The sequence below is a fragment of the Micromonospora sp. DT63 genome, from assembly GCF_049841615.1.
In the GTDB taxonomy this organism is placed as follows: Bacteria; Actinomycetota; Actinomycetes; order Mycobacteriales; family Micromonosporaceae; genus Micromonospora.
This window is the reverse complement of the sequence record NZ_JBNCKQ010000011.1, coordinates 140,371-161,892: the sequence shown is the minus strand read 5'-3', so window position 1 is coordinate 161,892 and position 21,522 is coordinate 140,371. Positions and strand designations below refer to the sequence as shown.

19 protein-coding genes and 1 riboswitch are annotated in these 21,522 nt (G+C 72.4%); of the genes, 14 read left to right on the top strand and 5 right to left on the bottom strand.

All coding sequences use genetic code 11. The features are described from left to right. The first annotated feature begins 126 nt into the window (after positions 1 to 126). The 6 genes from eccCa to ACLQ27_RS29915 all read left to right on the top strand — a co-directional run bounded on the left by eccCa (position 127) and on the right by ACLQ27_RS29915 (position 8,474). Positions 127 to 4,089, top strand: a complete 3,963-nt coding sequence (gene eccCa / locus ACLQ27_RS29940) for a type VII secretion protein EccCa (protein WP_357490959.1) — start codon at positions 127 to 129, stop codon at positions 4,087 to 4,089. Between the two features lie 278 nt (positions 4,090 to 4,367). Continuing rightward, positions 4,368 to 4,676, top strand: a complete 309-nt coding sequence (locus ACLQ27_RS29935; protein ID WP_234590029.1) for a WXG100 family type VII secretion target — start codon at positions 4,368 to 4,370, stop codon at positions 4,674 to 4,676. A gap of 25 nt (positions 4,677 to 4,701) precedes the next feature. Continuing rightward, positions 4,702 to 4,980 (top strand): WXG100 family type VII secretion target, encoded by a 279-nt coding sequence (locus ACLQ27_RS29930; protein ID WP_354855539.1) that lies wholly within the window; start codon positions 4,702 to 4,704, stop codon positions 4,978 to 4,980. Positions 4,981 to 5,099: 119 nt separating this feature from the next. Next, positions 5,100 to 6,539, top strand: a complete 1,440-nt coding sequence (locus tag ACLQ27_RS29925; RefSeq protein WP_357490956.1) for a S8 family serine peptidase — start codon at positions 5,100 to 5,102, stop codon at positions 6,537 to 6,539. 37 nt (positions 6,540 to 6,576) lie between these two features. Further along, complete coding sequence (locus tag ACLQ27_RS29920) at positions 6,577 to 7,140, top strand: hypothetical protein (protein WP_357490954.1); 564 nt, start codon at positions 6,577 to 6,579, stop codon at positions 7,138 to 7,140. A 17-nt stretch (positions 7,141 to 7,157) separates the two neighbouring features. After that, positions 7,158 to 8,474 carry a WXG100 family type VII secretion target gene (locus tag ACLQ27_RS29915; protein WP_357490952.1) on the top strand — a complete coding sequence of 439 codons (1,317 nt, stop codon included), beginning with the start codon at positions 7,158 to 7,160 and terminating at the stop codon, positions 8,472 to 8,474. An 89-nt stretch (positions 8,475 to 8,563) separates the two neighbouring features. Here ACLQ27_RS29915 and mycP read toward each other — a convergent pair whose 3' ends face one another. Continuing rightward, positions 8,564 to 9,799, bottom strand: a complete 1,236-nt coding sequence (gene mycP / locus ACLQ27_RS29910) for a type VII secretion-associated serine protease mycosin (protein WP_357490950.1) — start codon at positions 9,797 to 9,799, stop codon at positions 8,564 to 8,566. Between the two features lie 220 nt (positions 9,800 to 10,019). Beyond that, positions 10,020 to 10,349 (bottom strand): helix-turn-helix transcriptional regulator, encoded by a 330-nt coding sequence (locus ACLQ27_RS29905; protein WP_234589616.1) that lies wholly within the window; start codon positions 10,347 to 10,349, stop codon positions 10,020 to 10,022. 248 nt (positions 10,350 to 10,597) lie between these two features. Here ACLQ27_RS29905 and ACLQ27_RS29900 point away from each other — a divergent pair, with 248 nt between their 5' ends. Beyond that, a complete protein-coding gene (locus ACLQ27_RS29900) occupies positions 10,598 to 11,308 on the top strand; it encodes a carbonic anhydrase (protein ID WP_357490948.1) in 711 nt (236 codons plus the stop codon). A 94-nt stretch (positions 11,309 to 11,402) separates the two neighbouring features. Here the strand turns inward: ACLQ27_RS29900 and ACLQ27_RS29895 are convergent, their stop codons facing one another. Together ACLQ27_RS29895 and ACLQ27_RS29890 are read right to left on the bottom strand one after the other, a co-directional pair. Next, positions 11,403 to 12,422: a coiled-coil domain-containing protein gene (locus ACLQ27_RS29895; protein ID WP_234589620.1), complete on the bottom strand. Its 1,020-nt coding sequence runs from the start codon at positions 12,420 to 12,422 to the stop codon at positions 11,403 to 11,405. 4 nt (positions 12,423 to 12,426) lie between these two features. Further along, positions 12,427 to 12,557, bottom strand: a riboswitch (cyclic di-AMP (ydaO/yuaA leader). Between the two features lie 166 nt (positions 12,558 to 12,723). Then, positions 12,724 to 14,088, bottom strand: coding sequence for a YibE/F family protein (locus ACLQ27_RS29890; RefSeq protein ID WP_357490945.1), 1,365 nt, complete (start codon positions 14,086 to 14,088; stop codon positions 12,724 to 12,726). A gap of 312 nt (positions 14,089 to 14,400) precedes the next feature. Between ACLQ27_RS29890 and ACLQ27_RS29885 the strand changes: the two genes are divergently transcribed. Continuing rightward, positions 14,401 to 16,542: a copper-translocating P-type ATPase gene (locus ACLQ27_RS29885; RefSeq protein WP_425869854.1), complete on the top strand. Its 2,142-nt coding sequence runs from the start codon at positions 14,401 to 14,403 to the stop codon at positions 16,540 to 16,542. Between the two features lie 5 nt (positions 16,543 to 16,547). Here the strand turns inward: ACLQ27_RS29885 and ACLQ27_RS29880 are convergent, their stop codons facing one another. Beyond that, positions 16,548 to 16,844: a metal-sensitive transcriptional regulator gene (locus ACLQ27_RS29880; protein WP_266248359.1), complete on the bottom strand. Its 297-nt coding sequence runs from the start codon at positions 16,842 to 16,844 to the stop codon at positions 16,548 to 16,550. A 149-nt stretch (positions 16,845 to 16,993) separates the two neighbouring features. On the opposite strand from ACLQ27_RS29880, the gene ACLQ27_RS29875 reads away from it, so the two are divergent. The 6 genes from ACLQ27_RS29875 (at position 16,994) to ACLQ27_RS29850 (ending at position 21,450) form a co-directional block, all read left to right on the top strand. Further along, a complete protein-coding gene (locus ACLQ27_RS29875; RefSeq protein ID WP_357490943.1) occupies positions 16,994 to 17,203 on the top strand; it encodes a heavy-metal-associated domain-containing protein in 210 nt (69 codons plus the stop codon). Positions 17,204 to 17,217: 14 nt separating this feature from the next. Continuing rightward, complete coding sequence (locus ACLQ27_RS29870; protein ID WP_357490941.1) at positions 17,218 to 18,165, top strand: hypothetical protein; 948 nt, start codon at positions 17,218 to 17,220, stop codon at positions 18,163 to 18,165. A gap of 12 nt (positions 18,166 to 18,177) precedes the next feature. After that, entirely contained in the window at positions 18,178 to 20,427 is a 2,250-nt protein-coding gene (locus tag ACLQ27_RS29865; protein ID WP_357490939.1) for a heavy metal translocating P-type ATPase, read from the top strand. 75 nt (positions 20,428 to 20,502) lie between these two features. Further along, entirely contained in the window at positions 20,503 to 20,676 is a 174-nt protein-coding gene (locus ACLQ27_RS29860) for a CsbD family protein (protein ID WP_139583988.1), read from the top strand. Between the two features lie 160 nt (positions 20,677 to 20,836). Then, positions 20,837 to 21,184, top strand: coding sequence for an ArsR/SmtB family transcription factor (locus ACLQ27_RS29855; protein ID WP_234589654.1), 348 nt, complete (start codon positions 20,837 to 20,839; stop codon positions 21,182 to 21,184). Continuing rightward, positions 21,181 to 21,450: a hypothetical protein gene (locus tag ACLQ27_RS29850; RefSeq protein WP_425869850.1), complete on the top strand. Its 270-nt coding sequence runs from the start codon at positions 21,181 to 21,183 to the stop codon at positions 21,448 to 21,450. The genes ACLQ27_RS29855 and ACLQ27_RS29850 overlap by 4 nt, the downstream gene beginning before the upstream one ends. The last annotated feature ends 72 nt before the right edge of the window (positions 21,451 to 21,522 follow it).

Below are 21,522 nucleotides of genomic sequence, written 5' to 3'. Positions count from 1 at the left end.
TCCCGCGGTGCGGGTGCACCGCGCCCACGGGAGATTACCTACGATGACGGGCACGTACAGTGCCCACCCGCGGGCTTCGGGCCGCGCCGGCACGACAGCAGGGCCGCTTCTGGGGAGGAGACAGCCGTGAGCACGGTCGTGTTCCGCCGACCTCCGCGCCAGCCGGGGCCGGCCCTGCCGCGCGGCGAGGTGGTGCTGGAGTCCCCGCCCGAGCTGCCCGAGCCGACGCCCCGCGGGATGGGGCAACTGCTCATGATCCTGCCGATGGTCTGCGGTGTCGGTGCGATGGCGTTCCTCTACGCCGGCCGGGGCGGCGGCATGATGACGTACGTCGCGGGTGGCCTGTTCGGCGTCTCGATGCTCGGCATGGCCATCGGTTCGCTCAGCAACGGCGGCAATGACAAGGCCGAGCTGAACGCCGACCGCCGCGACTACATGCGCTACCTGGCGCAGATGCGCAAGCGCACCCGGCGAGCGGCGGCCCAGCAGCGGGACGCGATGAACTGGCGGCACCCCGAGCCCGACGCGCTCTGGTCGATCGCGGCGTCGCGCCGGCTGTGGGAGCGGCGGATCACCGAGCCCGACTTCGGTGAGACCAGGATCGCGCTCGGCCCGCAGCGGCTGGCCGTGGAGATCGTCCCCCCGGAGACCAAGCCGGTCGAGGACCTGGAACCGATGAGCGCCATCGCGCTGCGTCGGTTCGTCCGCGCACACACCACTGTGCCCGAACTGCCCACCGCGCTGTCGGTGCGCGCGTTCAGCCGGGTGGTGCTGCGCGGCGACCGTGAGCCCGTGCTCGACCTGACCCGGGCGGCCCTGGGTCAACTGGCGACGTTCCACGCCCCGGACGACCTGGTCGTCGCCGTGGTCGCCGCGCCCGACCGGCAGCCCGCCTGGAACTGGGTGAAGTGGCTTCCCCACGCCCACCACAGCGGCCGCACGGACGCGGCCGGCGCACGTCGGCTGGTCTTCGCGAGCCTGGCCGAGGCCGAGGAGTCCCTCGCGGGCGAGCTGGCCGGGCGACCCCGGTTCGCCGCCGAGGCCAAGGCGCTGACCACCGCGCCACACGTGGTCGTGGTGGTCGACGGTGGCGAGATCTCCCCGACCTGCCAGCTGGTGGGCCAGGGGCTGCTCGGTGTCACCCTGATCGACCTCTCCGGGACGGTGCCGCGCGACGCCGGCCGCTGGCTGCTCTGCCTGGACGTGGGCGACGGCACCACCCTCGACCTGATCCGGGGCAGCTCGTCCTCGCGGCTCGGCCGGCCCGACCGGCTCACCGCCGAGGCCGCCGAGGGGCTGGCCCGGCAGATCGCGCCGTACCGGCTGTCGCAGCAGCAGACCAGCAACGAGGAGCCGCTGGCCCGCAGCACGGAACTGCCCGACCTGCTCGGCGTCGGCGACGCCGCGGCCGTGGACGTGCACCAGACCTGGCGGCCGCGCGGTCACCGGGACCGGCTGCGCATCCCGCTCGGCGTCGGCCCGGACGGCAACGTCGTCGAACTCGACTTCAAGGAGTCGGCGCACGAGGGTATGGGCCCGCACGGCCTCGTCATCGGCGCGACCGGCTCCGGCAAGAGCGAGCTGCTCCGTACGGTGGTGGCGGCGCTGGCGGTGACCCACTCGTCCGAGGAGCTGAACTTCGTCCTGGTGGACTTCAAGGGCGGTGCGACGTTCGCCTCCCTGGAGGCGTTGCCGCACACCAGCGCGGTGATCACGAACCTGGCCGACGAGTTGCCGTTGGTCGACCGGATGCGTGACGCGCTGGCCGGTGAGATGGTGCGCCGGCAGGAGTTGTTGCGGGCGGCGGGCAACTACGTGTCCCGGTTCGAGTACGAGAAGGCGCGGGCGGCCGGTGAGCCGTTGGCGCCGATGCCGAGCTTGTTGATCATTTGTGACGAGTTCAGTGAGTTGCTGGCGGCGAAGCCGGACTTCATCGACCTGTTCGTGATGATCGGCCGGTTGGGTCGGTCGCTCGGTGTGCACCTGTTGCTGGCGTCGCAGCGCCTGGAGGAGGGCAAGCTGCGTGGTCTGGACACGCACCTGTCGTACCGGATCGGGTTGCGGACGTTCTCGGCGGTGGAGAGCCGGATCGTGCTCGGCGTGCCGGACGCGTACGAGCTGCCGAACGCGCCCGGGCACGGCTACCTGAAGACGGACACCAGCACCATGCTGCGATTCCGGGCCGCGTACGTCTCGGGGCCGTACCGGGCGCCCGGCCAGCAGGCCTCCGCGTCGCAGGCCCTGGTGCAGCGCCGGATCGTGCCGTACGGCGTCAATTTCATCCCGGCGCAGGCCACGCAGGTGTCGGTGGACGCCATGCCGGAGCCGGAGCAGCCGGCCGACGGCAAGGCCGTCGCAATGCTCGACGTTCTGATCGACCAGCTCAAGGGCCGGGGCCGTCCCGCGCACCAGGTGTGGCTGCCGCCGCTGGCGGAACCGCCGGGCCTGGGCGAGCTGCTCGGCCCGCTGGCCGTCGACCCGACCTACGGGTTGTGCACGGCGTCCTGGCCGGGCCGGGGTCGCCTCACCGTGCCGGTGGGCGTGGTCGACCGCCCGTACGAGCAGCGCCGCGACCCGATGATGGTCGAGCTGGCCGGCGCCGGCGGCAACGTGGTGATCGTCGGCAGTTCGCTCAGCGGCAAGAGCACCATGCTGCGGTCGCTGCTGGCCTCGCTGGCGCTCACCCACACGCCGCGTGAGGTGCAGTTCTTCTGCCTGGACTTCGGCGGTGGCGCGCTGCGCAGCCTGGAACGCCTGCCGCACATGGCCGGGGTGGCCGGCCGGCGCGACATCGAGGCGGTGCGGCGCACGGTGGCCGAGGTCGTCGCGGTGCTGGACGAACGGGAGACGCGCTTCGCCCAGTACGGCATCGACTCGGTGGCGAGCTACCGCCGTCGCCGGGCGGCCGGCGAGTTCGCCGACGACCCGTTCGGCGACGTGTTCCTGGTGGTGGACGGCTGGAACACCCTGCGCCAGGACTACGAGGAGCTGGAGCAGACCATCACGACGCTCGCCAACCGGGGCCTCGGCTTCGGGGTGCACGTGGTGCTCACGGCGGTGCGCTGGGCGGAGATCCGGATCAACATGCGTGATCTGCTCGGCACCAAGCTGGAGTTGCGTCTGGGCGACGCGGCGGAGTCCGAGATCGACCGGCGCTCGGCGATGAACGTGCCGGAGAAGTCGCCCGGTCGCGGTCTGACCCGGGACAAGCTGCACTTCCTCACCGCGATCTCGCGGATCGACGGTCGGCGCGACATCGAGGACCTGAGCGAGGCGTCGGTCGCGCTCGCCGGGCACGTGGCGGCGAACTGGCCGGGGCGCCCGGCGCCGAAGGTGCGGCTGCTGCCCCGCCGGCTGCCGGTGTCCGAGCTGGCCCGGATCATCGACCGGTCGGCCCCCGGCCTGCCGATCGGCGTCAACGAGTCGGCGCTCGCGCCGGTCTACCTGGATCTGGCGAACGAGCCGCACCTGACGGTCTTCGGCGACGCCGAGTGCGGCAAGACCAACCTGCTGCGGCTGATCGCCCGGGGCATCACCGAGCGGTACACGCCGGCCCAGGCGCGGCTGGTGATCGCCGACTACCGCCGTGGGCTGCTGGGCGCGGTGGAGGGCGATCACCTGCTCGACTACGCGCCGTCCAACCAGGCGTTCGCGCAGGGGCTCGGCTCGATCCGCAGCGCGCTGTCCAACCGGCTGCCGGGCCCGGACGTGACCACCGCCCAGCTGCGGGACCGCAGCTGGTGGAAGGGCCCCGACCTCTACATCCTGGTGGACGACTACGACCTGGTGGCCTCCGGTGGCAGCAACCCGCTGAGTGCCCTGCACGAGCTGCTGCCGCAGGCCCGGGATATCGGTCTGCATCTGATCGTCACGCGTCGGGTCGGCGGGGTGTCCCGGGCGCTCTACGAACCCGTACTGCAACGACTGCGCGAGCTGGACTCGCCGGGCCTGCTCATGTCCGGCAACCGGGAGGAGGGCGCGGTCTTCGGCACGTTGCGTCCGAGTCCGCAGCCGCCCGGGCGGGGCACGCTCGTCCGTCGACGCGACGGCCAGCAGTTGATCCAGACCGCCTGGTCCGAGCCGGCCTGACCGAGCCGTCAGACAGGGGTTGGCGGAGTCGGGCGGTCCAGTGTCGACGGCGGCGACGCGCGGTCGCGGGGCCGTTCGGGTCGGATTCCCGTCCGAACGGGTCGCAGGTGCGACGCGATTCACCGCCATCCATCGAACACGACCAGCCAGGGCTGCGGTGGCTGGACGGATTCCGCTACGGTCTTAGTTGGAGTGTCCGTCGGTGGGGTGTTGCTGCCTTGCCGCGGGGGAGGGGCGCGGCAAAGCCGCCGCCACAACATGACGGAAGGGTGTGAAGCATGGCGTTCGAGGTCGAAGCTGCGACTCTGCATACCGCCGCGAGTGACGTGCGGTCCACGCGCAGCGAGGTCGACGGCGAGCTGAAGAAGCTGTGGAACGTAGTCGACGACCTGGCCATGGCGTGGAAGGGTCAGGCGTCCACGGGGTTCCAGTCGTTGATGACGCGCTGGAACGAGGACACCGTCAACCTGCTGACCGCGATGGACAACATCGCGGACCTGCTCGACAAGTCGGGTACGACGCACCAGGTCAACGACGAGGAGCAGCAGCAGATGCTGGACAAGTTCCACTCTGCTCTCAACCCGTGATCCATAGCCAGCAGAGGAGGAAGTCGTGACGATCAAGGTTGACTACGCGGTCCTCGAGAGCAGCAACCAGCAGATGCAGGCCATCTCGAAGACCATCGACGAGAAGCTCGACACGCTGCGGTCGATGCTGTCCAAGCTGCAGTGGGAGGGCGAGGACCGGACCGCCTACGAGCAGCACCAGGCGAAGTGGGACTCGTCGGTCCGGGACATCAACCGGATCCTGAACGAGATCGGCGGCGCCGTCGGTATCGCCCGCGAGAACTACGTCTCCACCGAGATGAGCAACTCCAAGGTGTGGGGCTGACACAATCACCGGTGCGGCTCCGGTCCGGCTTCGACCGGGCCGGAGCCGCACTGCGTTGGCGTCGGCGAGGTACTGGGAGAGCGATGCGTACGGGGAAGCCTTTCCGATCGACACGGGCCATGGGCGCGGCAGTGCTGGCGTTGTGCGCCGCGCTGGCGCCCGCGGTGACTGTCGCGCCGGCGCCGGCCCAGGCCGCCGACACGGTCCGGGGCATTCAGCAGTGGTACCTGGACTACCTCAAGATCTCTGCCGCCCACAAGATCACCAAGGGTGCTGGCGTCGTGGTCGCCGTCGTCGACACCGGCGTCGAGGCCAGCCATCCCGACCTGCGCGGGCAGGTGCTCGCGGGGCACGGCACCAACGCCATGGCTCCCCCGGACGGGCGGCGTGACGACGACAAGGTGAAGGGGCACGGCACCGCGATGGCCGGCATCATCGCCGGGCGCGGCGGGGGCGAGATGCACGTGTTGGGCATCGCCCCGGCCGCGAAGATCCTGCCCGTCGCGATGGGCGCGAACTTCAACGAACAGGACATGGTCCTGGGTATCCGGTGGGCCGCGGACAACGGCGCTGACGTCATCAACCTCTCGCTCGGCAGTGGCAACAGGGCGGCTTCCCCGGATGTGGTGGACGCCGTCAACTACGCGTTGAGCAAGGATGCCGTCGTGGTCGCCTCCGCGGGCAACGTCGAGCAGGGCGACCGACAGGTCACCTCGCCCGCCAACATCCCCGGCGTCGTCGCCGTCTCCGGGTTCGGCAAGCAGGGTGGCTTCTTCGCCGGGTCGGTGCAGGGGCCGGAGACCGTCATCGCCAGTCCGATGGACAGCATCATCGCGCCGGCGCCCGAAGGCGTCTCGCCGAACGGCTATGGGCTGGGCAGCGGCACCAGTTCGGCGGCCGCCCTCATCTCCGGGGTGGTGGCGCTGGTCCGCTCGGAGTATCCGAAGCTCGACGCGGCCAACGTCGTCAACCGGCTGATCAGAACCGCCCGCGACGCCGGGCGGGCCGGGCGGGACCCGCAGTTCGGCTTCGGCAGGGTCGATCCGGTCGCCGCGCTGACCCGATCGGTGCCCGCCGTCACGGCGAACCCGCTCCTGGAGGGCGCGGGCCGCCCGGCCGGCCCGACCCGCACCGGCAGCGCCGCGCGCCCCGGTGACGACGACGGGCCGGCGGTCGAGTTCGGGGTCTCGAACAAGGCCGGCGCGATCGTCCAGGTGGGGCTCTGCCTCGGCGTTCCGATCATCGGGCTGATCGTGCTGCTGGTGGTGCTGCGACGCCGCAGGCGGCGCCCATCGCCGGCCGCTGTCGGCCCGTACCCAGGCGCACCCGGCATGCCGCCACCAGGCTGGCCCGCCACCCAGCCGACACCGGCCGGGTACGGTCCGCCGCCGCAGCCCGTTCCGGGCTACGGTCCGCCGCCGGGCCAGCCGGGGCAGGGGTACCCGCCGGGCCATCCCGCGCCTGGTTATCCGCCGGCACCGACCGCTCCGGCGTCACCGCCGGGCCCGTCCGGCTGGCCGGGCTCGGGCCCGCCGCCACCCGGCCACCAGCAGCAGTGAACGCAGGCCACCAGTCAGGGTTTCGGGGAGGGGACCGATGACGGACGACAGAACCACCCAGCCGGAACGGTACGTGAACGACGACCTCTACATCCCGGTCCCGGTCGGCGGGGTGCCGACGGCGGGTCTGGCCGTGACCGGCTTGGAGATCGACAACGTCAACCACGCCGCAACGCCGAAGGGCCTGGTCACCGCGCCGGGTGAGGCCGGCGTCAAGACCGAGTGGGACGCGACAAGCCTGGACTCGGCCATCACCTGGCTGGAGACCCACGCCGCGTACCTGAACAAGCTGTCCTACGACATGGTCGACATCCAGGACCTGATGGGTGGCGCGGCCAGCGGCGTGGCAGGTGGGGCCGGAGGCCAGCCGAGCCCGCTCGGCGGGTTCGACTGGGCGGCCCGGTTGGCCGCCAAGCACCAGGGGCTCTACCAGGGCACCGAGTCAGGTGTCCGGAGGCTCTCGCAGAACCTGTACGACGCGGCGGAGGCGCTGCGCCAGGTCAAGCAGAACTACGAGACGGCGGAGGAACAGAACAGGATGTCCGCCGCCGACATGCAGCGTGTCTTCGGCGACGTGGCCGGCAACGGCGACGGCCGCTAGGACGGGGGAGGACGAAGGTGGGCCTGAGCTGGGAAGAGATGTGCCAGAAGGTCGTCATCGACGGCCGGCCTGGTGACGTGGAGAGCGCCGCCCTCGGCTGGGAACAGCTGATCAAGAATCTCAACAACGTCAAGCAGAGCCTCGACACCAACATCAAGGACCTGGGCACGACCTGGAAGGGTCCTGCGTACGAAGCGTTCAAGGGCCACATCGAGCAGATCTCCAAGGACACCGGGCAGATCGTGGCGGACGCGGAGAAGGGCACCGGCATCGTCCAGTCGCTCAAGACCGCCGCCGACAAGCTCACCGCGGCCCAGCGGGACTTCCCGATCCCGGCGACCTGCGTCAACGACGTCCTGGAGGCGCGCAACGCGAAGCTGACCCTCGGGGTCGGCTTCTTCGAGGCGAAGGTCTCGCCGGACTTCCTGGGCTGGCTCGACCCGGTGACCGCGATCGCCGACTGGATCAACGACCAGTCGGACGACGCGGCCCGCGTCTACGAGCAGGTGAGCGGCGACTACCAGGCCATCGCGCCTGGCACCCCGGGCGATGCTGGCCCGCTTGGCACGAAGGAACCGACGCACGAGATACCCAAGCTGGACAACGGCGGCGGTGGCGGTGGCGGTGGTGGTGGTGTGCCGAAGCTCGGCGGCAGCCCGTCCACCGGGAGCCTCGGTGCCACGCCCTCGATCGGCGCCACAGGCATGCCGGACACCGGCAACCTGCCGGGCGGTTCCAGCGCCCACCCCGACCTGTCGAGTGGTTACGACCCCGGCACCGGTAACTACCCGGGCACCGGCGGCGTCCCGGGCGTCGGCGGTGCGGACGACCAGTTCAGCAGTGGCCTCGCCGGTGCGGGTGGCGGCGGTTCGCCAGGTCTCGGCTCCGGCCTCGGAGGCGGCGGCCTGGGCTCGGGCGGCCTGGGCTCGTCCGGCGGGGTCGGCGGCGGCGGTGGCGGCCTGGGCAGCGCCGGTGCTCTCGCGGGTGGCGGCGCGCTCGGCCGGGCGGTCTCGCCGGGCATGGGCCCGATGATGGGCGGCGGCGCGGCAGGTGCCGGTCGTGGCGGTGGCCGGGGCGCCGGTGGCCGACTCGGAGCGGGCGGCAAGCTGGGCGGCGGCGGCATGGCACCCGGGATGGGTGGTGCCGCCGGTGGCGCCGGCGCCGGTCGGGGTGGCGCCGGGCGTGGCGCTGGCGCTCGCGGTGCCGGTGGCGTGGCCGGGACGGGCGGCGGTGCCGGCTACGGCGAGGAGGACACCGCCCGCAACACCTGGCTGGAGGAGGACGAGGACGTGTGGGGTGCCGACGGCGGTGGCACCTCCGGCATCCTGCGCTGAGCCTTTCGCGTCACGGCGCTGCTGCGGTCGACCGCAGCAGCGCCGTGACGTGTCTCAGGGGCCGACCGTTGCGGCGGCGGAGCCGACGCTCAGCCGGTGACCGGTTCGTCGGTACGTCGGCCGGGCCGCCAGCCGCGTCGGCGGCCACGCGCCATGATCGGTCGCGTGATCAGCAGCAGCACGGCGAGCAGAGCCCCCACCGCGGCGGCCCAGATCGCGACGGAGCGCTGCCAGCTCAGCGGATCGGCCGCCGGGGCCGGTGCGGCAAGCACGTCAACCGGCGGGTTGGTGCGGGTGCCCAGCAGGCTCGACACCGCCCGGTACGGGTTGACCACGCCGTAGCCGACTTCGGCGTTGCGCCCCTGCGGCGGGTTGTCCGCCGTCCGCTCCAACCGGTCGGCGACCTGCTCCGGCGTGAGATCCGGGTAGGCGGCCCGAACCAGCGCGGCCACCCCCGAGACGTACGCGGCGGCGAAGCTGGTGCCACCCGTCGGTTCGGCGCGGTAGCCGGATCCACCCGGCGCCGGGCCGACGATGTTCAGTCCCGGCGCGGCGACGTCGACGAAGGTGCCGCTGACCGAGGTGCCCACGTGCCCGCCCTGCTCGTCCACGCCGCCCACGGCGATCACCCCGGGGTACGCCGCCGGGTAGGCGGGCCTGTCCTCCTGGGTCTCCTGCCGGTTGCCGGCGGCGGCGACCAGCACCACCCGCTTGGCGAGGGCGCGTTCGACGGCCTGTGCCAGTTCGGGGCGGGGCAGGGTCACCAGGGACAGGTTGATCACGTCGGCGCCGTTGTCGACAGCCCAGTCGATGGCTGCGGCGATCTGCCCGGGTAGCCCCTCGTCGTTGGTGCCCTTGGCGTCCGGCAGGACCCGGATGGGCAGGATGCGCGCCGCCGGGGCGATACCGCTGAACGGCACCCCCGTGCCGTCCTTGCCGGCGATGATGCCGGCGACCATCGTGCCGTGACCGGCCAGGTCACACTGCCCCCGGTTAGCCGGCAGGTTGTTGAAGTCGCGGCCCTCCAGCACCTGACCCTTCAGGATCGGGTGGATGGCGGAGACCCCGGAGTCGATGACCGCTACCGTCACCCCGGCGCCCCGGGACAGCGGCCACGCCGAGGCCGGATCCACCCTCCGCAGCGCCCACGGCATCTGCACCAGGCCGTCCTCGCCGGCCGGGCCGCAGGTGGGCGCCGCCGCTAGCGCCGGAGAGGAGGGGACCACCAGGGCGGCGCCGAGCAGGACCGCCAGCGTTCCACTGAGGACAGCTCGGACGCCACGGCGGGACGGATGGGTCGCGCTCGGCGGCAGGCATTCGCGCACCCGCAGAGATTACCGCTGCACCGCGTCGGGCAGCGCCCGGCGACCGCCGTTCGGGGCGGGAACGGTGACCTCGCTCAGCTTCGGGCGCGACGACGCCGGCCGGGCGGGTACGGCTCGCCGTTCGAGGCCGGCGTGGAACGACGTCAGGGCTCGCCGTTCGGGGCCGGCGTGCGACGCGGGTCCGGGCTCGCCGTTCGACGCGGGCGTGCGACGACGACGGTCAGGGTCGGGAGGAGACGTCGTCGGCGGGTGTTTCGGCGAACAGGGCGAGCAGGTGGCCGACCTGACGATCGGCTTCGGCGGGGTGCCGGAAGTGGCCGGCGGGGTTCAGGGTGTACTCGTTGCGGCGCCCCACCCGGGTGCGGTGCAGGTAACCGCCGGCCTCCAGGTCGGCGACGATGGCCTGGGCGGCCCGTTCGGTGACGCCCACCTCGGCCGCCACGTCGCGCAGTCGTGCTGTGGGATCGCGGGCGATGGCCAGCAGCACATGCCCGTGGTTGGTGAGGAACGTCCAGTTCCGGCCGCCTCCGGCCGTCGCCGCGCTCGTCATCGTGGAGCCGCCTCTCCGGTTGTCCGCTTCACCCGCGTGCCCGCCAGAGGGGTCGGGCCAGGTGCCGACGGGCCGGCCCGGTCCCAACGACCGAAGGGCCGGTTCGGGGTCTACGTATGAAATCTAAATCACGCATATCTTGACGCATCTTGCGGTGCGTGTGACCGTTGAGCCCGAGCCAGCGCCCACCGCCGGCCCGGCTGAAGAGCCTCTTGAGCAGGTAAAACGCGTGGAGACGAGGTGCGGGAATGAGCCGTTCCGGTACGCCTGGAGGGCAGCCCGGTCCGCAGCGGGCCGCCGATCGAGCGTCGACGCCGACCGAGCCGGCCCGAGCGTACGCCGAGCTGGCCGCCGGCAACCGGCGCTTCGTCAGCGGGGCGCCGCGCCACCCCAACCAGGACGCCGGGCACCGGGCCGCCGTGGCCGACGGGCAGCACCCGTTCGCGGTGGTCGTGGGCTGCTCCGACTCCCGACTGGCCGCTGAGATCATCTTCGACCGGGGGCTTGGCGACCTCTTCGTGGTCCGGACGGCCGGCCACACCGCGGGCCCGGAGGTGCTGGGCAGCGTGGAGTACGCCGTGACCGTGCTCGGCACTCCACTGGTGGTGGTCCTCGGCCACGACTCGTGCGGTGCCGTGCAGGCAGCCCGCGAGGCGGCCGCCACCGGTGTCGCGCCCCCGGGGCACCTTCCCGCGGTCGTCGACGCGGTGGTGCCCAGCCTGCGACGTGCCGCCGCCGAGGGCGTGGACGACATCGACGGCATCGTCGACATCCACATCGCGCAGACCGTCGAGACGCTGCTCGGGCAGTCGCCCGTGCTGGCCGGCGAGGTGGCGCAGGGGCGGTGTGCGGTGGTGGGCATGTCGTACCGGCTCGCCGCCGGCGTGGTGCGCCCGGTGACCCCCGTACCGGCCGATGCGGCGACCTCGGACGACCCGGCAGCCTCCGCCGCCGCCTGACCCGACAACTGCCGCCCGGCGGCTTTCGCCGCGCCTGACCCGACGAGGGCCGTCCCGCCTGATGCGGGACGGCCCTCGGACTTCGTCGGGTGGATCAGAGCATCGACATGTGGACGTGGTCGGTGTGGTTCGACGGCCCGCTGTACGACTTCCAGCCGGTCGCCGGGAACCAGATCTGCCGGTTCCAGATCACGTAGTAGATGCCGAGGCGGTCGGCGTTGCGGATGAGGAACGCGGCGACGTTGTTGCCGTACATGCGGGTGTCGTTGTTGTGCCACGGGCTGAAGCCGCTCTTCTGCAACGACCAGTCACAGGCGCGGCCCTTCGGGTGCTCGTACGGGCCACCGTTGCGGTGGCAGCCGACGAACCGGTTGAAGCCGGCCCGCTTGACCTCCTTGTACGCGTGCAGGGTGCGCGGGGTGACGCAACCGGAGGTGGTGGGGTCGTCCTCGCTGCACGACTGCGGCTTCCAGTCACCGTCGGCGGTGCGACCCGGGCCGATCCGGGCGACCGGCGAGACGGCGTCGACCAGACCGCCGGTGAAACCCTGACCGCCGACCAGCGCGAGCGCCTTGTCCGCGTCGCGCTTGTCCTTCGCCATCAGGGCGGTCTGCTTCTGCTGCTCGCGGATCTCCGCGTCGAGGGCCAGCTTGGCCTGCTCGGCGCGGGACTTGACCGCGTTGACCTCGGCGAGCTTCTTCTCGTTGACCATGTTCATCTCGTCGAGCGCCGCGGCTCGGCGGACGAACGAGTCCGGGGCGTCGCTCTCCAGCAGCATCGCGATCGCGCCGACCCGTCCGGTCCGGTACGACTGGGCGGCGATCTGCGCGACCTGCGGGGCCAGCGCGTCCAGGTCGGCCTTGGCCCGCTGGACCTCCACCGCCAGCTCAAGCTGCCGCTTCTTGGACTTGTCCAGTTTGGACTTGGCCGCCACGTAGTCCCGGTTGGTCTGCTCGATGACGTCGGTGAGGAGCTTGGGTTCGTCTTCCTCTTCGTGCCCGGACGGTGTGGGGGTCGTCGGGGCGGCGTGGGCCGGGAGGGGGCCGGCGAACACGGTCAGCGCAGCGAGCACGGCCACCACGGGTGTCAACCAGCGGCGTAGGGGTGCCGTCACAATGTTCCCTTCCGTCGACCGCCGACCGGGTTAGCTGACGGGTTCGGGGCGGAAGTGGCCCCTACCGCTGTCGCGGATTCACCCCACGTACCTGGGTCCCCGGCTCGCCGGTTGGCGATTGGGCGGTGGCACCGCAGGCGCCGCTGCGCGCCTTCGTCGGTGGCCGGCAGCGAGGTTACCCGAGAATCCACCGCCTGAGCTACGTCCTGATGCCGACTAAAAGTGTCATTTCGCCATGGCGTTGAGTGACCAGTGACGCGGTTCTCAGGGCGAGTGCCCGATCCGGTCACGCTGAGGAGTGTCACCATGCCGTATCAGTGCTCCTGTTCGGCTCTGGCCACCCGGTGGTGGCGGTGGATGGGGGTGCGTTCCGCTCCGGGTCGGGTCCGTCGGGCCGACCCCCTGGCGGGGAGCTGAGAGCGGCCAGTGTCTCCGTCCGGTCCCGACGGGGGCGCGGTGTCAGGACGTCGGCGTCCGTGTCCTGCGTCGGCGTCGCCCCGGCCGCGGTCACCACGGCGGCCAGCCCGGTGGTGAGGGGTACGGCGGCGATCAGGCCGAGTGTGGCGACCGCGCTGCGGACGATCTCCTGGGCGAGGAATTCGCTGGTCAGGATCTGCCCGAGGGGGCGGGTGTCGGCGGTGAGCAGGAGCAGCAGCGGTAGTGAGGCGCCCGCGTACGCCAGGACGATGGTGTTGACCGTGGAGGCGATGTGCGCCCGGCCGACCCGGGTGGCCGCCCGGTAGAGCTGTAGCCGGCTCAGACCGGGGTTGGCGTTCGCCAGTTCGGTGACGGTGGCGGCCTGGGTGACTGTCACGTCGTCGAGCACCCCGAGTGAGCCGATGATGATCCCGGCGAGCAGCAGGCCGCGCAGGTCCACGTGGGCCTGGAACATCGACAGCGTGGTGGCGTCCTCGCTGCCGAAGCCGGTGAGCCGGGTGGCGGCCGTGGCGATGGTCGCGAGCACTCCGGTGAGCACCAGGCTGCCGAGGGTGCCGAGCACCGCGACCGAGGTCTGCGCGGTCACTCCGTGTGTCAGGTAGAGCACCACGAACATGATCAGGGCGGCGCCGACCACCGCCACCAGCAGCGGTGGCCGACCGGCGCTGATGCCCGGCAACACGAAGGTGAGCAGGATGGCGAAGCTGGCGGCCAGCCCCGCCAGCGCGGCCAGGCCCCGCCACCGGCCGAACGCGACGATCGCGGCGGCGAAGACCACCGCGAGCCACACCAGCGGCGTTCCGCGCTGATGCTCGGCGATGTTCCAGCTGCTGGTGGTGGGATCGGTCGGGTCGGTCAGCTCGACCAGGACGACGTCGTCGCCGACCTCGACGCGTGGAGCGCCGGGTCCGGCGGGGACGGGCGTCCGTACCTGCTGGCCGGCGCTCGGCCCGTCCTCGACCCGTACGTCCACCGTGCCGCACGGCCCGGTGGCCGGTGTGCCCTCCGGGCTGGCCGACGGCGGGCAGGGTTCGGTCACCACCCGGGTCACCGTGCCGTGGTGGCGCGGCGCGTCAGTGCCACCGCCGGCCTGCGGCGCCCCGTCCCGTGGCCAGAGCACCACGGCGGCGACGACGGTGGCCACGAAGAGCGGCACCACCGTCGCGACGAGGATCCGCCGGACCCGGGGCGGGGCGGGGCGGGCGGTATGGCTGTGGTCGGAACCCAATGCGAGAACTCCCAACGATCCGGTGCGGGGTACGTGCGGACGGGCCGGGCGGTTCACCTCCGCCGGACGAACGCGGTGACGAGCGCATCGAATTGCTGGTTGACGACCCGTTGGTTACCCAGGGTGATCCACTGGGCCGGCCGGTCGGCGCAGGCGCCGCGCCGTGGCGGCGCCGGTGCCCGACTGGGCGGCGGAGTCCGGTAGGCCATCGCCGGAGATGCTAGCCAGCCCAACTGGGTGTCGCAGGTCGTGGCGGAGTGTCGGATGGTCGAACCGCTCGCGCGGCCTGGGCCGGAGCGGCATGTTGGAGTCATGTCCGAGCCCGTCCCCGAGCAGGCCGCCGACCGGAACCGGCACGCGACGCCGGCCGCCCACGATCAGCACGCCGCCCACGATCAGCACGCCGGCCCGGAGAAGCGCGCTGGCCCGGAGAAGCACGCCGGCCCGGAGAAGCACGCCGGCCACGACAAGCACGCCGGCCACGACCCGGCGATGTTCCGCCGCCGGTTCTGGGTCTGCCTGGTGCTCACCGTGCCGGTGGTGCTGACCAGTCACCTGGTGATGGACCGGCTCGGGCTCCGATGGGACGTTCCCGGTCGCTCCTGGATCGGGCCGGTGTTCGGATCGGTGGTCTTCCTCTGGGGTGGCTGGCCGTTCCTGGTCGGCGCGGTGCGCGAGATCCGGGACCGGGCGCCGGGAATGATGCTGCTGGTCGCGATGGCGATCACGGTCGCCTACACGGCGTCGTTGGCCACCAGCCTGGGCGCCTTCGACCTGGATTTCTGGTGGGAGCTGGCCGCGCTGGTCACCATCATGCTGCTCGGGCACTGGCAGGAGATGAAGGCCATCGGGCAGGCCCGGGGGGCGTTGGCGGCGTTGGCCGCGCTGCTGCCGGACGAGGCCGAGCGTGTGGCGCCGGACGGGCGGCCCGAGCCGGTGCCGCTCAGCGCGTTGCGGGTGGGCGACGTGGTGCTCGTCCGGCCCGGGGGTCGGGTGCCGGCGGACGGCCGGATCGTCGACGGCGACGCCGAACTGGACGAGTCGATGATCACCGGTGAGTCGCGGCCGGTGGCCCGGTCGACGGGCGAGCGGGTGGTGGCCGGCACTGTCGCCACCGACTCGGCGATCCGGGTCCGGGTCGAGGCGCTGGGTGACGAGACAGCGCTCGCCGGCATCCAGCGCATGGTCGCGCAGGCGCAGCGCTCGGGTGGGCAGGCCCAACTGCTTGCCGACCGGTTCGCCGCCGCGCTGTTCTACGTGGCCGCCGGCACCGCAGTGGTGACGCTGGCGGTCTGGACCGCGCTCGGTGAGCCCGACCAGGCGGTGGTCCGTACGGTCACGGTCCTGGTGATCGCCTGCCCGCACGCGCTCGGCCTGGCCATCCCGCTGGTCGTGGCACTGTCCACGGCCCTGGCGGCGCGGCGCGGGATCCTGGTCAAGGACCGGTTGGCGCTGGAGCGCATGCGGACCGTCGACGCGGTGCTCTTTGACAAGACCGGCACGCTGACCCGCGGTGAGCACGCGGTGAGTGACCTGGTGACGACTCCGGGCCTGAAGCGGGAGGAGGCGCTGCGGATCGCCGCCGGCGTCGAGTCCGACAGCGAGCATCCGCTGGCCCGGGCGATCGTGACGGCGGCCGGGTCCGCCGGCCCGGCGCGTGGCACCGGCTTCCGGTCGCTGCCGGGCCGCGGCGTGCGGGCCACCGTCGACGGTACGGAGTACGCGGTGGGCGGCCCGGCGTTGCTGCGGGAGTTGGGTCGGCCGCTCCCGGACGACCTGGAGGTGGCGACCGGCCGGTGGTCGGCGCGCGGGGCCGTGGTGTTGTACCTGGTGCGGCTGCCGGGCACCGTGCTCGGGGCGTTCGCGCTCACCGACGAGGTGCGCCCGGAGGCCCGGCAGGCCATCGCCGAGCTCCGTGCCGAAGGCGTCCGCACCATCGCCATGATCACCGGCGACGCGCGGTCGGTGGCCGAGTCGGTGGCCGCCGATCTCGGCTTCCAGCCGGGGGTGGACGAGGTCTTCGCCGAGGTGCTGCCGGCCGAGAAGGACGGCCGGGTCGCGGACCTCCAGCGGCGAGGGCTGACCGTGGCGATGGTCGGCGACGGGGTGAACGACGCGCCGGCGCTGGCCCGCGCCGACGTCGGCATCGCCATCGGGGCGGGGACCGACGTGGCGATCGAGTCCGCCGGGGTGGTGCTGGCGTCGTCCGACCCGCGCGGTGTCGGTGCCGTGGTCCGGCTCTCGCGGGCGTCGTACCGCAAGATGCGGCAGAACCTGGCCTGGGCCGCCGGTTACAACGTGGTGGCGCTGCCGCTGGCGGCCGGCGTGCTCGCCTGGGCCGGGGTGGCGTTGAGCCCGGCGGTGGCGGCGGTGCTGATGTCGGCGTCCACCATCGTGGTGGCGCTCAACGCCCAGTTGCTCCGCCGGGTACGCCTCGACGCGGAGCCCGACTGACCGGCTCAGCCGCGCTTCATGAGCCGGCCGACGGCAGCCATCATCTCGGTGGCCATCTCGTCGGCCCGACCTTCGGCCGCCCCCTCGTGCATGCAGTGGCGGGCGTGCCCGTCGAGCAGGCCCAGGGCCACCTTGTCGAGCGCGGCCTGGATCGCGGAGATCTGGGTGAGCACGTCGATGCAGTAACGGTCCTCGTCGACCATCTTCTCGATGCCCCGGACCTGCCCCTCGACGCGGCGGAGCCGCGCGAGCAGTTGGTCCTTGCTGGCGGTGTAGCCGCGGATCGGTGTGGGTGTGGTCATGGCGACGAGAATAGCGTACCCCTGGGGGGTATGGTAACGTCCCTCGTGTCCGATACCCCCACCGGGTACCGGTACCTGACGGAGTACGAGTCTGCCTCGGCCTTACCCCTGGGGGGTATAGGCTGGCAGAAGACGAAGGGAGCGGTTCGATGGTCGACACGACGTACCAGGTGCGGGGCATGACCTGCGGGCACTGCGTCAGCGCGGTCAGCGCCGAGGTGGGCGCCATCGCCGGGGTGCGCGACGTGCAGGTGGATCTCGCCACCGGCCGGGTCACCGTCACCAGCGAGCAGCCCGTGGACACCGATTCCATCCGGGCCGCGGTCGACGAGGCCGGTTACGACCTCGTCGAGGCGTGAGCGGGAGGCCCGGGATGAACACCGTGACCAGAATGGGCGGGTTCGCCCTCGGTCTCGCGGCGGTCTTCGGCGCGGCGTACGGGGTCGGCCGGGTGGTCGATCCGATCGACCCGGTCGCCGAGAGCCGGCCCGGCGGCGGCGCCGCCCACGGCCCGGGCCCCACCGTGCACGACGAGGCGGCCGAGCGGGTTCCCGGCGGCCTGCTCGTCTCCGATCGTGGCTACACGCTCGTTCCGGTCGCTGCCCCGGCCGGCGAGTTCGCCTTCCAGATCGGCGGGCCGGACGGCCGCCCGGTGACCAGGTACGACGTGGCGCACGACAAGCGGATGCACCTGATCGTCGCCCGGCGGGACCTGTCCGGCTTCCACCACGTGCACCCGGACCTCGCCCCGGACGGCACCTGGCGGGTCGACACCCCGCTGGACGGCCCGGGGCAGTGGCGGGCGTTCGCCGACTTCACGCCCACCGGGGGTGAGGCGCTGACCCTCGGCGTGGACGTGACAGTCCCCGGTGAGCTGACCGAACGGCCGCTGCCCGCCCCGGCGACCAGCACCACGGTCGACGGCTACACAGTCACGCTGGCCGGCGTGCCGCAGCCCGGCCGCACCTCGTCACTGGCCCTGAGCGTCAGCCGCGACGGGCGACCGGTCACCGACCTGGAGCCCTACCTGGGGGCGTACGGGCACCTGGTGGCGCTGCGCCGGGGCGATCTCGCGTACCTGCATGTACACCCGGACGGAACACCCGGCGACGGACGCACCCGGCCCGGTCCGGAGATCTCCTTCTCCGCCGAGGTGCCGTCGGCCGGCAGCTACCGGCTCTACCTCGACTTCCGGCACGGCGGGCGGGTGCACACCGCCGAGTTCACAGTCGTCGCCGGCACCGCCCCGACCGGGGGCGACCCCACCCCGAGCGGGCCGGCGCCGACCGAGCACGGCACCCCCGGCCACGGGCACAACTGACGGGACCAGACGATGACCACCACCAGCAGACCACTGCCCGAGGCGCCGAACCGGATCGAACTGGCCATCGGGGGGATGACCTGCGCCGCCTGCGCCGCCCGGATCGAGAAGAAGCTGAACCGGATGGACGGGGTGAGCGCCACCGTCAACTACGCCACCGAGAAGGCCACCGTCCGGTACGTCGACAGCGTCACGCCTGACGACCTGATCGACACGGTGCAGAAGACCGGCTACACGGCGGCCCTGCCGGCTCCGCCGACGACCGAGCAGCCGGTCGACCCGCTGCGTGGGCCGCGTACCCGTCTGTGGGTGTCGGCGGTGCTCAGCGTGCCGGTGGTCCTGCTGGCCATGGTGCCGCCGTGGCAGTTCGACTACTGGCAGTGGCTCTCGCTGACCCTCGCCGCCCCGGTGGTGGTCTGGGGCGGGCTGCCGTTCCACCGGGCCGCGTGGACCAACCTGCGGCACGGCGCCGCGACAATGGACACCCTGGTCTCGCTGGGCACCCTGGCCGCGTTCGGCTGGTCGCTCTGGGCGCTCTTTCTGGGCGACGCCGGGATGCCCGGGATGACGCACCCCTTCCGCTTCGACATCACCCGCACCGACGGCGCCGGCAACATCTATCTGGAGGCGGCCGCCGGGGTGACGGTGTTCATCCTGGCCGGGCGCTACTTCGAGGCCCGATCCAAGCGGACCGCCGGGGCGGCCCTGCGCGCCCTTCTCGAACTCGGCGCCCGGGACGTGGCGGTGCTGCGCGACGGCGTGGAGACCCGGATCCCGGTGGACCAGCTCGCCGTCGGTGACCGGTTCGTGGTCCGCCCCGGCGAGAAGATCGCCACCGACGGGGTCGTCGACGAGGGCACGTCCGCAGTCGACGCCAGCATGCTGACCGGCGAGTCGGTGCCAGTCGAGGTCGGCCCGGGCGACGGGGTGGTCGGGGCGACGATCAACGCGGGCGGCCGGCTGGTCGTCACCGCCACCCGGGTCGGCGCGGACACCCAGCTCGCCCGGATGGCCGACCTCGTCGAGCAGGCGCAGAGCGGCAAGGCGGCCGTGCAGCGACTGGCCGACCGGATCTCCGGCGTCTTCGTTCCGATCGTCATCACCCTCGCGGTGGGCACCCTCGGCTGGTGGCTGGGCACCGGCGCTGGTCCGACCACCGCGTTCACCGCCGCCGTGGCCGTGCTGATCATCGCCTGCCCGTGTGCGCTCGGCCTGGCCACGCCGACCGCACTGCTGGTCGGCACCGGTCGGGGCGCTCAGCTCGGCGTGCTGATCAAGGGCCCGGAGGTGCTGGAGTCGACCCGCCGCGTCGACACGGTCGTGCTGGACAAGACCGGCACCGTGACGACCGGCCGGATGACGTTGGTGGACGTGGTGCCGGCCAACGGCGAGGACCGGGCCGAGTTGCTTCGACTCGCCGGTGCGCTGGAGGCCGCCTCCGAGCACCCGATCGCCCGGGCGGTCGCCGCCGGCGCCGCCGAGGCCGCAGCGTTGCCCCCGGTGACCGACTTCGCCAACCTCGAAGGGTTGGGCGTCACCGGCACGGTCGACGGTCGGAGCGTGCTGGTCGGCCGGCTCCGGCTGCTGCGCGAGCGCGGTGTCGACGTACCGCCGGAGGTCGATCTGGCCGTGCGGGACGCGGAGGCCGCGGGGCGTACGGCGATCGTCGCCGGCTGGGACGCACGGGCGCGGGGCGTGCTCGCGGTCGCCGACGTGGTCCGGCCGACGAGCCGGACGGCCGTGGCCCGGTTGCGCGCCCTGGGGCTCACCCCGGTCCTGCTGACCGGCGACAACCCCACCGTGGCCGCTGCGGTCGCGGCCGAGGTGGGCATCGACGAGGTGATCGCCGAGGTGCTGCCCGCCGGCAAGGTCGACGTCGTCCGGCGGCTTCAGGCGCAGGGGCGGTCGGTGGCGATGGTAGGTGACGGGGTGAACGACGCGCCGGCGTTGGCCCAGGCCGATCTGGGGTTGGCGATGGGCACCGGCACCGACGTGGCGATCGAGGCGTCCGATCTCACCCTCGTCCGGGGCGACCTGGACGCGGCGGTGGACGCCATCCGGCTGTCCCGGCGCACGCTCGGGATCATCCGGGGCAACCTGTTCTGGGCCTTCGGCTACAACGTGGCGGCCCTGCCGCTGGCCGCCGCCGGCCTGCTCAACCCGATGATCGCCGGTGCCACGATGGCGCTGTCCTCGGTCTTCGTGGTGGCCAACAGTCTGCGCCTGCGCCGGTTCCGTTCGGCAGCCGATCGCGGATTGTGACGACGGCGATGGTTGGGCGGCGGACGGCGGGGGTACTGCTGAGGTCGTAGCGACGCTCGCAATGGAGGTTGGCACATGGGTATCGATGACAAGATCAACAACGCCAGCGAGGACGCGGCCGGCAAGCTCAAGGAAGGCGCCGGTCGCGCCACCGACAACGAGCAGCTCGAGGCCGAGGGTCGCGCAGACCAGTCCACGGCCAAGCTCAAGCAGGCGGGCGAGAAGATCAAGGACGCTTTCAAGAGCTGACGTACGACGTAACCCGCACGCCGGGCCGGTGATCACTCACCGGCCCGGCGTGCTGTGTGTCCGGGGTCGTGAACCCTGAGATCCCCCTGATTCCGCTCGTCGTCCACGCCGCCGTGCGGCCACACCTGCTAACTTCTGTTGGCATGTGCAAGGGCTGGTTATGAGTGCCGCTCCACCGCCGACCGGCGACGACCTGGTCCGGATGCTGGCCACCCTGGCCAACCCGCACCGACTGCGGGTCGTCGCCGCGCTGGCGCGGGAACGTGCCTATGTCAGCGGGCTGGCCCGGCAACTGGGCATCAGCCGAGCGCTGTTGCAGGTCCACCTGAGGAAGCTGGCGGCGGCCGGGCTGGTCACCGCCCGCCTGGAGTTGTCGGAGGACGGGAAGGCCATGAACTACTACGAGGTGGAGCCGTTCGCGCTCACACTCACCCCCCAGGTCATCGCGGCGGCGGTCGAGACGCTTACCGTGCCCGACTCGACCGAGCAGCCCGGAGCGGACCGATGAGCGAGCACGACTGGACCGAGGTCGTCGGCGCGATCGGCATCTTCGGCTTTCTGATCAGCGTGGTCACGGTGACAGTCGTCCAACTCGCCAAGACCCGGCGGGCCCGGTACGAGACGGCCCGGTCGGACGACTACCGCCGGCTCGCCGAGACGGCAGCCCAGGCCCAGGCCGAGAACGCCCGCCTGCTCACGGCCATGGACGGCCGGCTGGGCGGGATGGAAACCCGGATGGCCACGCTCGAACGCGTCCTGCGCGAGGTCGACTGACCGCACCGGACGAAGGTCCCGGGCCGTCGAGCGGCCACTCGACGGCCCGGGTGGAAGCAGCATCACCTCGCC

Excerpts from the sequence above, each read along its gene's own strand:
- ACLQ27_RS29935 (WP_234590029.1), top strand. The coding sequence starts at position 4,368 with ATGGCGTTCGAGGTCGAAGCTGCGACTCTGCATACCGCCGCGAGTGAC.
- ACLQ27_RS29925 (WP_357490956.1), top strand. The coding sequence starts at position 5,100 with ATGGGCGCGGCAGTGCTGGCGTTGTGCGCCGCGCTGGCGCCCGCGGTG.
- ACLQ27_RS29920 (WP_357490954.1), top strand. The coding sequence starts at position 6,577 with ATGACGGACGACAGAACCACCCAGCCGGAACGGTACGTGAACGACGAC.
- ACLQ27_RS29905 (WP_234589616.1), bottom strand. The coding sequence starts at position 10,349 with ATGACGAGCGCGGCGACGGCCGGAGGCGGCCGGAACTGGACGTTCCTC.
- ACLQ27_RS29900 (WP_357490948.1), top strand. The coding sequence starts at position 10,598 with ATGAGCCGTTCCGGTACGCCTGGAGGGCAGCCCGGTCCGCAGCGGGCC.
- ACLQ27_RS29885 (WP_425869854.1), top strand. The coding sequence starts at position 14,401 with ATGTCCGAGCCCGTCCCCGAGCAGGCCGCCGACCGGAACCGGCACGCG.
- ACLQ27_RS29880 (WP_266248359.1), bottom strand. The coding sequence starts at position 16,844 with ATGACCACACCCACACCGATCCGCGGCTACACCGCCAGCAAGGACCAA.
- ACLQ27_RS29875 (WP_357490943.1), top strand. The coding sequence starts at position 16,994 with ATGGTCGACACGACGTACCAGGTGCGGGGCATGACCTGCGGGCACTGC.
- ACLQ27_RS29870 (WP_357490941.1), top strand. The coding sequence starts at position 17,218 with ATGAACACCGTGACCAGAATGGGCGGGTTCGCCCTCGGTCTCGCGGCG.
- ACLQ27_RS29865 (WP_357490939.1), top strand. The coding sequence starts at position 18,178 with ATGACCACCACCAGCAGACCACTGCCCGAGGCGCCGAACCGGATCGAA.
- ACLQ27_RS29860 (WP_139583988.1), top strand. The coding sequence starts at position 20,503 with ATGGGTATCGATGACAAGATCAACAACGCCAGCGAGGACGCGGCCGGC.
- ACLQ27_RS29855 (WP_234589654.1), top strand. The coding sequence starts at position 20,837 with ATGAGTGCCGCTCCACCGCCGACCGGCGACGACCTGGTCCGGATGCTG.
- ACLQ27_RS29850 (WP_425869850.1), top strand. The coding sequence starts at position 21,181 with ATGAGCGAGCACGACTGGACCGAGGTCGTCGGCGCGATCGGCATCTTC.